Here is a 13286-nt window from a genome sequence, read left to right as displayed (position 1 = left end):
GAAAACCGACATCAAGATATAGAGACATGTTATCGCTTAGTTTTTTTGTACCTTTGCACTTTCAATAGGTAAATAACGAAATAGTAGAATGATAACAGTAAACAATCTGGACGTTCAGTTCGGTAAAAGAGTTCTTTTTCAGGATGTCAATTTAAAATTCACCCCGGGTAATTGCTATGGTATAATTGGTGCCAACGGAGCCGGGAAATCAACGTTTCTTCGCATATTAAGCAAACAATTAGACCCGACAAGGGGAACGGTAGCTCTCGGACCGGGCGAACGTCTGTCGGTATTAAGTCAGGATCACTTCGCTTTTGATGAATATACAGTACTTGATACGGTATTAATGGGGCATACCACATTGTGGGAAGTGATGAGTGAGAAGAATGCGCTATATGAAAAGCCGGATTTTAATGATGCAGACGGTATCCGGGTTTCGGAACTGGAAGAGAAATTTGCTGAAATGGAAGGCTGGAACGCTGAAAGCGATGCTGCGAGCTTGCTTAGTGGATTAGGGGTTAGTGAAGAGATTCACTACAGCCTGATGAGAGACTTGAGTGGTAAACAGAAGGTTCGTGTATTATTGGCCAGAGCATTGTTTGGTCAACCGGACAACCTGTTACTTGATGAACCGACCAATGACCTCGACTTAGAAACGGTAAGTTGGCTGGAACATTATCTTTCTAATTTTGAACATACCGTATTGGTTGTTAGTCACGACCGCCACTTTTTGGATTCAGTCTGTACGCATACGGTTGATATCGACTTTGGCAAACTACAATTGTTTGCGGGAAACTATAGTTTCTGGTATGAGTCGAGCCAATTAGCGCTTCGCCAGCAACAACAACAAAATAAAAAGGCGGAAGAGAAGAAAAAGGAACTGGAAGAATTTATTCGTCGCTTCAGCGCCAATGTCGCTAAATCCAAGCAGACTACAAGTCGCAAGAAGATGATCGAAAAATTGAATATCGAAGAAATCAAACCTTCTTCACGCCGCTATCCGGGTATTATATTCACTCCGGCCAGGGAACCGGGAAATCAGATTCTTGAAATAAAAGGACTAACGGCAAGCATTGAAGGACAAGTCTTATTTAAGGACTTAAACCTGAACGTGGAGAAAGACGACAAGATTGTTTTCATCAGTCGCGATCCGCGTGCTATGACAGCTTTGTTTGAAATCATCAACGGGGAACAAAAACCGGATGCGGGAACTTATCAGTGGGGGCAAACGATAACAACGGCCTATTTACCCTTGGATAATGCTCGTTTCTTTGATTCGGACTACAACCTGATCGATTGGCTAAGCCAGTTTGCGCAAGACACGAATGAGGTTTATCTGAAAGGATTTCTCGGACGCATGTTATTTTCCGGTGAGGAGCTATTAAAGAAGGTTAGTGTGTTATCCGGAGGTGAAAAGATGCGTTGTATGATTTCGCGTATGATGCTGAAAGATGCCAACACATTAATATTAGATACACCGACCAACCATCTTGATCTGGAATCTATTCAGGCATTCAATAACACATTGAAAGCGTTCAAAGGGAATGTCTTGTTTTCAAGTCATGACCACGAATTTATTCAGACTGTCGCCAATCGTATTATCGAGCTGACGCCTAACGGAATTATTGATAAAATGATGGATTACGATGATTATATAACTGATCCCATTGTTGCAGAACTGAAGGAGAAATTATATAAGAAGTAAATCTGTTTTTCGGCAAGTTATATCTGTTTTTTTTTTAGTTTTTCCACCTATGAAGAAAAGAGTACTTTTTTTGGTCTGCGTGTTTTTTACTTGGATTTTAGTATTCGCGATTCAGAAACCATTGTTCCTCCTATATCATCATGAGTTGGCGGGAAATCATTCCTTTTGGGAATTTCTTCAGGTGGTATTGAACGGGCTTAAGCTGGATATGACTATGGCCGGATATCTGACCGTAATTCCTCTTTTATTAACAATCGCTTCAATCTGGATCGGGAGTAAATGGATAAGAACAACGTTAAAGGTTTATTTTGCCATTATTGCAATAATAATCGCTTTGATCTTTACTGTGGACGAAGCATTATACGGCTATTGGAAATTCCGACTTGATTCTACTGTATTCTTTTATCTTGAATCACCGGCCAATGCAATGGCAAGCGTTCCGATTCTTACTTTTTTGGTCCAGTTTGTCGTCACAATAATCTATGCTGTTCTGATTTATTGGTTGTTTAACCGGTTCGTTTTGCCGATTTTACCAAAGGAATCTACAACAAAGAAATGGCAGACATTAGCGGTTAGCATTGTGTTAGGTGGACTTATGTTTATAGCCATACGCGGGGGCGTTACCACTTCTACAGCTAATGTAGGGATGGTTTATTTCAGTAAAGATCAATTCCTGAATCATGCAGCGATTAATCCGTGTTTTAGTTTATTGACTTCTTTCAGCAAACAACAGGACTTTTCATCTCAATTTCAATTTTTCAGTGAAGAGAAAAGAGAAGCCTTGTTCTCGCCTCTTTATCCCAAACATACAGCAACACCGGATAGTGTGTCACTATTAAAGACAAAGCAGCCCAATATTCTGATAGTTATCTTAGAGGGTTTCTCAGCTAATGTTGTGGAAGTTACCGGGGGTGAAAAAGGAATAACCCCGAACCTTAACCGTTTGAGCAAGGAAAGCGTTCTATTCCGTAACATGTATGCCAATTCATTCCGTACGGACAGGGGTTTAGTTGCTGCCTTAAATGGTTATCTGGCACAACCCACAACATCCATTATGAAATATCCGTCAAAGAGTCAGACTCTTCCTTCTATTGCTTTAAGCTTGAGAGAGAAAGGCTATAGTACAGATGTTTTGTACGGTGGTGATATCAATTTCACCAATATGCGCAGTTTCTTTTACAATTCAGGATATAACCGACTGACCTCCGATGTGGATTTTCCGATTAGTAGTCGGTTGAGTAAATGGGGAGCAAACGATGATGTCACGTTTGAGCATTTATATGATGACATTCTCAATGTAAAAGAAAAACAATCTCCCTGGTTCTGTACTTTCCTAACCTTAAGCAGTCATGAACCTTTTAAAGTTCCATATCAACGCTTAGATCATCCTTATCTCAATTCTGTTGCATTTACGGATAGCTGTATAGGAAATTTTGTGGATAAGATAAAGGAGACTCCCGCATGGAAAGACTTGTTAATCGTATTTGTCTCTGATCATGGTTTCCGCTATCCGGAAACATTAAAAGAATACGAACCCGGGCGTTATCATATCCCTTGTATATGGATCGGAGGAGCCATTAAAGAACCAGTTGTAATCAACAAATTAGTTAATCAAACAGACATAGCCGCTACCTTATTAAAACAATTAGACATCGTTAATCCTGCCCTTACCTTTAGTCGGGATATTTTCAGTCCGGACTATCCGGAATCTATATTCTACAGTTTCAACAATGGATTCGGAGTGATTGACAGTACCGGTGCTTCGGTTTATGACAATACCACCAACACTCCATTAATGGAACAACCGCAAACAGGCAGCAACGTCAGACTTGAGAAAGGAAAAGCGATCCTTCAAACTCTGTATCAGGATTTAGGTAACAGATAGAACTATAGAAATTATATTTCGGGGATCAAAAACTCTGCATATCGCAAAGCTTCTTATAATAACCGTTTCGTTCGATTAGTTCGTCGTGACGACCTCTTTCTACGATCTTACCTTCGTGCATGACACAGATTACGTCGGCATTACGAATTGTAGAGAGGCGGTGAGCAATCACAATAGTAGTCCGGTTTTTCATCAGTTTTTCCAAAGCATCCTGAACAAGACGCTCGGACTCAGTATCCAATGCGGATGTAGCCTCATCAAGTATAAGTACCGGAGGATTTTTAAGTATTGCACGCGCAATACTGATACGCTGACGCTGTCCTCCGGACAGTTTCCCTCCCCTATCACCGATATTTGTATTATACCCTTCTTCGGTTGTGATAATAAATTCGTGCGCATTGGCTATACGGGCAGCTTCTTCCACCTGTTCAAGGGTTGCATTTTCCACCCCAAAGGCTATATTATTAAAGAATGTATCGTTAAACAAGATCGCTTCCTGATTAACATTTCCCATAAGTGAACGTAAATCATATAGTTTGGCATTTCGGATATCCGTACCATCAATGGTTATACTTCCCTTATCTACATCGTAAAAACGGGGCAAGAGATCAACCATTGTACTTTTCCCGGAACCTGATTGTCCCACTAATGCAACAGTTTGACCTTTGTGTATATCTAAGTTTATATCTCTGAGTACCCAATCATTCTGGTATTTAAACCAAACGTTATTATAGGATATCTTCTCTGTCAACGCAATTTTTTCGGGCACTTCAGGATCATTGATTGTACTTTCGGCCATCAGTATCTTATCCACACGCTGCATAGAAGCCAAGCCTTTTTGTATGGCATAGGCTGCTTTACTTAAATCTTTTGCGGGATTAATGATACTGTAAAATATCACCAAATAATAAATAAAGGTTGAGGCATCGATAGAACTGTTATTTCCCAGAATCAGAGTACCTCCATACCATAAAACAATCGCAATCGTAGCTGTACCCAGAAATTCACTCATCGGATGCGCCATCTGTTGACGGCGATAGATACGGTTGGTAATCCGACGAAATTTATCATTACTCGCTTCAAAACGTTGTTGTATCTTTTTTTCTGCATTAAAGGCCTTAATAATACGTAGTCCGCTTAGGGTTTCTTCTATTTGGCTCATCAATCGCCCCCATTGTTCCTGCCCTTCAAAAGATTTACGTTTCAGTTTTTTCCCCACCTGCCCCATCAGATATCCGGCTAAGGGTAGTAGAATCAATACGAAAACGGTCAGTTCCCAACTAATCAGGATCATCCCGGTGAGATAGATAATTATCATAATCGGGTTCTTGAACAACATATCCAGCGAACTCATAATGGAGGTTTCTATCTCATTCACATCACCCGAAATCCGGGCAATAATATCGCCTTTTCGTTCTTCGGAAAAAAAGCCGAGTGAGAGTTGGGTAATCTTTTGATTTATCTGGTTACGTATATCCCGAACTACTCCTGTACGGATAGGGATCATCGTATAAAAAGCAAGATACATAGTCAACACTTTCAGAAAAGTCATCGTGACTAAGAATACGCCTAACATAATCAACGTAGCTGATCCTCCATACACGTCAATATAATTACTTACAAACCAGAAAAAATTATTTTTGACGATTGCGAATATCTCTTTCATTGATTCCCAGTTACTGAAATCGAAATTCCATTCCATAAAAGAATATACTTTATCATTTGTTTTGAAAAGTATGTCCAGAATAGGAATAATAAGCATAAAAGAGAAAAGGTTCAATATAGCCGACAGGAGGTTGAAGATAACATTCAACACCATATATTTTTTATAAGGAGGCACAAAGCGCTTCAGCACTTTTATGAAATCTTTCATACGATAGTCTTTCTTATTATTTTGAGGCCGCAAGTTACGGAATATCCTGCTTTTAAAATTGTTTCCTGCGTAACTTTCACATTTTTACTGAATGACATGCAACTTTTTGTTTTCTTTTGCATCTTATTTATATGGATAAATTATTGTTTGATGAAAAAGAATAGTTGTTTTAACAGATTGAAAGCCGGAGGGCTGATCGGATTATTGGGTATTTGCCTATCTTGTTCGATGGATGACGAGATGGATGCCATTGACACACCTTCAAACAACTCTCTTGTTGCGACTTATTCTGTTAAAGGAAAAGTTACAACTTCAGATTCAAAAGCAATAAAAAACATACTTGTTGAAGTTCCTTACGACATAGACAATAAATTGTATCAACACTCGGATTCTCTCTATACAGATGACAAGGGTGAGTTTGAGTGGAAACGCGGAGGAGTGGCAAAAGACCAGTTATTCAGATTTATAATAAAGGATATTGATGGAGAAGCCAATCAGGGACACTTCAAAAATGATACTACAGATGTAGCATTTTCTCTAAAGGATCTGTCCGAATCCGGGGGAGACGGAATATGGAATAAGGGAAATGCGATTAAAAACATTCAGATTAAATTGACAAAGCAATAAAAAAAGTCCTGCGAGTTTCGCAGGACTTTTTTTATATATAACGAGAGGTTGATTACATCATACCACCCATGCCGCCACCCATACCCGGGTTCATCGGAGGCATAGCTGGAGCTTCTTCTTTCTTTTCTGCAATCACGCATTCTGTTGTCAGGAACATACCTGCTATTGATGCAGCATTTTCCAAAGCTACGCGGGTAACTTTTGCAGGGTCGATAACACCAGTCTTACACAAGTTTTCGTAAACGTCTGTACGAGCGTTGTAACCGAAATCACCTTTACCTTCTTTTACTTTCTGAACAACCACAGCACCTTCTTTACCTGCATTCTCAACAATCTGGCGAAGAGGTTCTTCGATGGCACGTTTAACGATTTCAATACCTGTTGTTTCGTCTTCGTTCTCACCTTTTAAGCCTTCAAGAGCTTCGATTGCACGAATATAAGCAACACCTCCACCAGGAACTGTACCTTCTTCGATTGCAGCACGTGTAGCGCTTAATGCGTCATCCACGCGGTCTTTCTTTTCTTTCATTTCCACTTCAGAAGGAGCACCTACGTAAAGAACAGCTACACCACCGGCCATTTTAGCCAAACGTTCCTGTAGTTTTTCTTTGTCATAGTCAGATGTCGTATTTTCGATCTGAACTTTGATCTGACCGATACGTGCCTGGATAGATTCTTTGTCACCAGCACCATTTACAATAGTTGTATTATCTTTGTTTACGGTTACTTTTTCTGCCGTACCCAACATTTCCATTGTTGCAGCTTCTAATTTCAAGCCTGTTTCTTCAGAGATAACAGTACCACCTGTCAATACAGCAATGTCTTCCAACATGGCTTTACGACGGTCACCGAATCCTGGAGCCTTAACAGCACAAATCTTCAAAGAACCACGCAAACGGTTTACAACCAAAGTAGCTAATGCTTCACTGTCGATGTCTTCAGCTATGATCAACATTGGGCGACCAGATTGTACGGTTTGTTCCAAAATAGGAAGAAGTTCCTTTAATACAGAAATCTTTTTATCATAGATCAAGATATATGGATTCTCCATCTGAGCTTCCATTTTTTCTGTATCCGTTACAAAATATGGAGAAATGTAACCACGGTCAAATTGCATACCTTCTACTACATCAACTGTAGTTTCAGTACCTTTAGCTTCTTCAACAGTGATAACACCTTCAGTTTTTACTTTTTTCATAGCTTCTGCAATCAGTTTACCGATTGTTTCGTCGCCATTCGCAGAAATTTTAGCTACGTGTTCGATTTTTTCAAGACTGTCACCTACCGCTTCAGCCTGACTTGCAATATGATCAACGACTTTTGCAACAGCTTTGTCGATACCACGTTTCAAATCCATAGGGTTAGCTCCGGCTGTAACGTTCTTCAACCCTACACCGATAATTGATTGAGCCAATACTGTAGCTGTAGTCGTACCGTCACCGGCATTGTCATTTGTTTTGGAAGCTACCTCTTTCACCAATTGAGCACCCATATTTTCGAATGGATTAGCACACTCCACTTCTTTAGCTACGGTTACACCGTCTTTGGTAATATGAGGAGCACCGAATTTCTTTTCGATGATCACGTTACGTCCTTTCGGGCCTAAAGTAATTTTTACGGCATTAGCCAATTCATCCACGCCTTTTTTCAATTGGTCGCGGGCATCCATATTAAACAAAATCTCTTTTGACATAACTTTTATGCTTTTTTTATTAATTCAACAATTAGATAATAGCTAAAATATCAGACTGGCGCATGATCAGGTATTGTTCACCTTCCAGCTCAATCTCAGTTCCTGCATATTTACCATACAATACGCTGTCACCGGTTTTAACCACCATTTCTTCATCTTTTGTACCATTTCCTACGGCAACAACCTCACCTTTTAAAGGCTTTTCTTTTGCTGAATCGGGAATAATAATTCCTCCAACTGTCTTTTCTTCTGCTGCAGCGGGCTTAACCAGCACTCTGTCTGCTAATGGTTTAATGTTCATTTTCTTGGTATTTTAAATTTATTAATATGATTATTTATTTGCATTTACGCCTTATAATATACGAATACTGTGCCAAACCGAAAGGGAGTATAAGAACTGTCATTTTAGACCGTAGCCGATCCAGACAAACTGACAGATTGTCGGGTTTCGCACGGCCTACGACACCTTGCTAAAAGATAGAAGTCAAAACTGTTTTATTAATTCATCAACTGTCAGTAATTGTTGTTCACCGGTAGTCATATTTTTCAGGTTAATCTTATCTTCAGCCATTTCGGTCTCACCGACTATAGCTACGTAAGGAATCTTCTTTGCATCGGCATATCCCATCTGCTTTTTCATCTTTGCACTTTCAGGATATAACTCCACACGTATGCCGGCTGCACGTGCTTTTGAAACTAAAGGTAACAGATATTCTTCTTCTTTCTCGCCAAAGTTTACGAACAGCAATTGAGTAGTCTGCAATGCATCTTCGGGATATAAATTCAACTGATTCAACACATCAAAAATACGATCAGCTCCAAAAGAAATACCCACTCCCGACACTCCGTTCAAACCGAATACACCCGTCAGATTGTCATACCGGCCACCTCCTGTTATACTACCAATCTGTACGTCCAATGCTTTCACTTCGAAGATCGCTCCTGTATAATAATTCAAACCACGAGCCAGAGTCAGGTCTAATTCTAATTCGGCATCTATAGGAGAAAGCTCTATACGTTTCAGGATAAAAGCTAATTCCTCTACCCCTTTAATTCCGGTTTCCGAATTAGCTAAAACAGTTCTTAATTGTTCTAATTTTTCATTGTTGGAGCCACTCAATTGGATAATCGGTTGTAATTTATCGATTGCTTCGTCCGACAAGTCTTTCTCCCGTAGTTCTGCATTGACATTCTCCAAACCGATTTTATCTAATTTATCAATGGCAACCGTTATATCTACAATTTTTTCTGCTTCACCGATAATTTCGGCAATTCCTGTTAAAATCTTACGGTTGTTCATTTTAATAGATACACGGATATTCAAGCGGCGGAACACTTCATCCATAATCTGTATCAACTCTACCTCATTAATCAGAGAGTCTGATCCCACGACATCCGCATCGCATTGAAAAAACTCACGATAGCGCCCCTTTTGAGGACGGTCGGCACGCCATACCGGCTGTATCTGATAACGTCTGAAGGGAAACGTAATTTCATTTCGATGCTGTACGACAAAACGGGCAAAGGGAACTGTCAAGTCATAACGCAAGCCTTTTTCACAGGCTTTCGCTGCAAACTTAACCGCATTACGTTCGCTTAATTCTTCATCTGTTATGCCGGAAAAACAATCTCCCGAATTCAGAATTTTAAATAACAGCTTATCTCCTTCTTCACCATACTTTCCCATCAGGGTGGATAAATTTTCCATAGCCGGTGTTTCTATTTGTTGAAAACCGTATAAATGATATACGTCACGAATTGTATTGAATATATAATTTCGTTTCGCCATTTCTTCGGGTGAAAAATCCCGGGTTCCTTTCGGTATCGATGGTTTCTGCATGTCTTCTTTATCTTATTATTTATTTCAGCTCACAAAGTTAATAAATCAAATGAAAAAAGCCTTTCGGAAGCATTTTTGTTCCGAAAGGCTTTGTATCTTCTTATTGATTACATTATTTAATTGCGGCGCCCCATATAGATCATAATATAGTAAAGCAAAGTTGCCAACGAACCCAATGCTGCTACCACATAGGTATAGGCGGCAGAACGCAACGCATCTTCTGCTTTATCATGGGTTGACACATTCGTTATTCCGGCATTACTTAGCCAAACCAGCGCACGCTTACTTGCATCTATCTCAACAGGTAGAGTGATAAAACTGAATACAGTAGTTGAGGCAAACAAAATAATACCAAACAATAACAACTGAGGGAAAGTATTAATCATCAACATACCGGCTAAAATCACCCACATCATAATATTAGATGAAAAACTAACAACCGGAACAAGTGCCGAACGCATTTTCAATGGAGCGTATGCGGTGGCATGTTGAACGGCATGTCCACATTCGTGAGCAGCCACAGCAGCAGCAGCGACACTGTTACTATAGTAAACAGACTCACTCAGATTGACCGTTTGATTAGCCGGGTTATAATGGTCTGTTAAATGACCTGGAGTTGAAATTACCTTTACATCATAAATCCCATTATCATGTAACATCTTTTCAGCCACATCCTTTCCTGTCATACCATTAGGTAAGGGCACTTTGGAATATCTCTCGAATTTGTTCTTCAAACGATAAGAAACAATCCAGCTCAATAAGGCAAAACCAATAAATATAATCCAATACATCATACTTCTTTCATTAAAGACTAATTATTAATACTATAACAATCTAAACGACAAAAAGTCTGCCAAATTACTTTAGTAGTTTTATACGGCCTGTTTTTAGTCGTTTTCAGCAAATTAATCTTCCGTATATCTGACAATTGTTTGCTCTCTGTCCGGTCCTACTGACACAATCTTCACCGGCACACCCAGTTCTTCTTCTAAAAATGACAGGTATGCATTAAATTCTTCCGGGAATTCGTCTTCGCTCTGCATTTTTGTCATATCCGTATTCCAACCCGGCAGTTCTACATAAATAGGTTCGATTCCTTCTCCTATTTCATAAGGGAAAGTAGTTACTTCTTCACTATCAATACGATAAGCCACACAAGCCTTAATCGTTTCAAAAGAGTCAAGCACATCACTCTTCATCATAATCAATTGACTTACGCCATTAATCATAACGGCATATTTCAACGCCACCAAATCAATCCATCCACAACGACGTTTACGCCCTGTAACAGAACCGAACTCATGTCCGAGTTCACAGATTCTATCTCCTGTTTCATCGAACAATTCAGTAGGGAACGGGCCACTACCCACACGCGTACAATAAGCTTTAAAAATGCCGAACACCTCACCAATATTACGTGGAGATACTCCTAAACCGGTACAACAACCTGCACAAATCGTATTGGAAGAAGTTACAAAAGGATAAGATCCGAAGTCGATATCCAACATCGTTCCCTGCGCACCTTCCGCAAGAACTGATTTTTCGTCTTTCAGATAATCATTAATCACCTGTTCGCTATCGATCAGATTAAACCGTTTCAGATAATCAAGCGCAGACAACCATTCCGCTTCCAGCTCTTTGATGTCATAACTATAATTCAAAGACGCAAGAATAGCCTCGTGCTTTGCTTTTGCTGCCGCATACCGTTCTTCAAAATTATGCAACAAATCACCCACACGTAACCCATTTCGACTGATTTTATCCGTATAAGTCGGGCCGATTCCTTTACCGGTTGTTCCTATCTTTCCGGAACCTTTGGAAGCTTCATAAGCTGCATCCAAAACACGATGCGTAGGTAAAATAAGATGTGCTTTCTTAGAAATAAACAATTGTTTTGTCAGATCGTGTCCGCTTGCTGCTAATGCTTCAGCTTCCTGACGGAACAATAGCGGATCCAACACGACACCGTTTCCAATCACATTTATCTTACCGCCCTGAAAAATCCCTGAAGGAATAGAACGTAATATATATTTTTCACCATTAAACTCAAGCGTATGTCCTGCATTCGGACCGCCCTGAAAGCGAGCTACCACATCATACTTCGGCGTCAGTACATCGACAACCTTACCCTTGCCTTCGTCACCCCATTGCAAACCTAATAAAACATCTACTTTCATTGTTTTGTATTGCCTTTATTGTTCTTTTGTAATTTATATTTGCATTTACTGCACATGCCATAAATATAAAGCGTATGAAACATCGGCGTAAACCGGCTTATCTTCATATTCTTTATATCCCTCTTCAAAGAAGAATCGCGTATCTCACGAACAGCTCCGCACATTGAACAAATCAGGTGCGAGTGCGTTTCAGCCATAGCTTTCAGTTCATACTGTATCGATTTGGCAGTAAATTGATGTTTCACTATCAGGTCGGCAGCAATCAATATATCTAATGTATTATACAAGGTTGCCTTACTAACACGAAAGTTCGTTTCTTTTAGCCGATCATACAGCATACAGATATCAAAATGAGATGGAAACAAACAAATCTGTTCTAAAATAGCATACCGTTCATCCGTCTTACGCAGCTTCTGCGTAGTAAGATAGTCTGTCAGTAGTATTTTCAAATCTGTATAGATATTTTCCATCTGGCTCATTTAAAATAGTCTGGTTTCACAAAGGTAACGTATTTATTTTTACAGCAAAAAACTAAGAACCTGTTTAATCTTTGCAAAGGAAAAGAATCTTACAAAAAAAATCTCAAATCAATAGTTGCAGGATGGTCGCTGGAAAGCATTAGAATGAATAAAAAAAGGATCAGGCAAAATATCCGGTTGTTATGGTAATCATCCATCGTGATACGTCTATACTGCAAACTGACATTTTAGAGACCAATGTCATCGACTCAAACTTCTTGCTCCGCTTTAGTCTTACTATTCATCGAATAATTCCGGCTGAAAGCCGAGTATATATCAGCCCAACACAACGTGTTGGGTAATAGGATACCCTTCCTTTGCGGCCTGAAAGGACAGTATAAACCTACCCTAACATCTGTTATGTTGCCCCTTCAGGGCGCGAGACTCGTTCTACATCCTTCCCAACACGTTGCGTTGGGTTATAATATAACAGGCTTTCAGCCTTAAAACCAAACTGCATAGCTTGAGTTGATGACGTTGGTTTAGAGACTACGCTGAGCAGAGGCTTCCAACAAAATCAACCCCGTTCATGTTGTTGATTTACAATATATTAAAGCCAATCGAATAGTTTTGATTTTTTGTGTTTTATTTTGACAAATAGATACTTTTTCCAGCCTTTTACTTACGCGTAAAAAAATGTCCATCCTTGTTTTTTGATTTACAGCATCGTTTTAGACCAATAAATATTGTATTTAGACTAAAACAGCCCGTTTTTTACCGAAAATACAAAGGTTATTTTCTGAAAAATATCCTTTATATTCAAAAAAAGAATAGAATCTTTTTCCAAAAAGAATAGGGAGATTTTATCCATTGCCTTTTTTTGTTCAATTTTGATAATTCAAAAAAAACGGGCATGCCGTATCGTGCGTTTTAAGTGTGGTTTTTCGGTGTTTGTTTTTCGGGTACATATATTATCATTTTATTTAATAAAGCGCGTTAAAACAACGCTGTTGAAGCCGACGACAATT

Annotated in this window: 11 protein-coding genes; 4 read left to right on the top strand and 7 right to left on the bottom strand. The window is 39.4% G+C overall.

The annotated features are described in order from the left end of the window. Positions 1-88 precede the first annotated feature (88 nt). Positions 89-1705: an ATP-binding cassette domain-containing protein gene (locus PHT93_RS04695; protein ID WP_300240099.1), complete on the top strand. Its 1617-nt coding sequence runs from the start codon at positions 89-91 to the stop codon at positions 1703-1705. A 49-nt stretch (positions 1706-1754) separates the two neighbouring features. Beyond that, positions 1755-3590 (top strand): LTA synthase family protein, encoded by a 1836-nt coding sequence (locus PHT93_RS04690; protein WP_300240097.1) that lies wholly within the window; start codon positions 1755-1757, stop codon positions 3588-3590. Positions 3591-3615: 25 nt separating this feature from the next. Here the strand turns inward: PHT93_RS04690 and PHT93_RS04685 are convergent, their stop codons facing one another. Beyond that, entirely contained in the window at positions 3616-5463 is a 1848-nt protein-coding gene (locus PHT93_RS04685; RefSeq protein ID WP_300240095.1) for an ABC transporter ATP-binding protein, read from the bottom strand. Between the two features lie 150 nt (positions 5464-5613). Between PHT93_RS04685 and PHT93_RS04680 the strand changes: the two genes are divergently transcribed. Continuing rightward, the gene (locus tag PHT93_RS04680; RefSeq protein WP_300240092.1) at positions 5614-6090 is read left to right on the top strand and encodes a radical SAM-associated putative lipoprotein; all 477 of its coding nucleotides are present in this window, start codon (positions 5614-5616) and stop codon (positions 6088-6090) included. 52 nt (positions 6091-6142) lie between these two features. Here the strand turns inward: PHT93_RS04680 and groL are convergent, their stop codons facing one another. The 6 genes from groL to PHT93_RS04650 all read right to left on the bottom strand — a co-directional run bounded on the left by groL (position 6143) and on the right by PHT93_RS04650 (position 12270). Then, positions 6143-7783, bottom strand: coding sequence for a chaperonin GroEL (groL, locus tag PHT93_RS04675; protein ID WP_300240089.1), 1641 nt, complete (start codon positions 7781-7783; stop codon positions 6143-6145). Positions 7784-7814: 31 nt separating this feature from the next. Further along, positions 7815-8084 (bottom strand): co-chaperone GroES, encoded by a 270-nt coding sequence (locus PHT93_RS04670; protein WP_300240087.1) that lies wholly within the window; start codon positions 8082-8084, stop codon positions 7815-7817. Positions 8085-8267: 183 nt separating this feature from the next. Beyond that, positions 8268-9623: a histidine--tRNA ligase gene (gene hisS, locus PHT93_RS04665; protein WP_300240085.1), complete on the bottom strand. Its 1356-nt coding sequence runs from the start codon at positions 9621-9623 to the stop codon at positions 8268-8270. 116 nt (positions 9624-9739) lie between these two features. Continuing rightward, positions 9740-10417: a zinc metallopeptidase gene (locus PHT93_RS04660; RefSeq protein ID WP_300240083.1), complete on the bottom strand. Its 678-nt coding sequence runs from the start codon at positions 10415-10417 to the stop codon at positions 9740-9742. 111 nt (positions 10418-10528) lie between these two features. After that, on the bottom strand, positions 10529-11800 hold the full coding sequence (locus PHT93_RS04655) for an adenylosuccinate synthase (protein WP_300240081.1): 1272 nt from the start codon (positions 11798-11800) through the stop codon (positions 10529-10531). Continuing rightward, positions 11797-12270, bottom strand: coding sequence for a transcriptional repressor (locus PHT93_RS04650; protein ID WP_300240079.1), 474 nt, complete (start codon positions 12268-12270; stop codon positions 11797-11799). Before PHT93_RS04650 ends, PHT93_RS04655 begins: the two co-directional genes overlap by 4 nt. A gap of 191 nt (positions 12271-12461) precedes the next feature. Here PHT93_RS04650 and PHT93_RS04645 point away from each other — a divergent pair, with 191 nt between their 5' ends. Beyond that, positions 12462-12620, top strand: coding sequence for a hypothetical protein (locus PHT93_RS04645; protein WP_300240077.1), 159 nt, complete (start codon positions 12462-12464; stop codon positions 12618-12620). The last annotated feature ends 666 nt before the right edge of the window (positions 12621-13286 follow it).

The organism is Massilibacteroides sp., from assembly GCF_028705895.1.
Taxonomy (GTDB): Bacteria; Bacteroidota; Bacteroidia; order Bacteroidales; family Tannerellaceae; genus Massilibacteroides.
The sequence above is the reverse complement of the archived record's forward strand: the minus strand, read 5'-3'. Positions and strand labels throughout refer to the sequence as shown.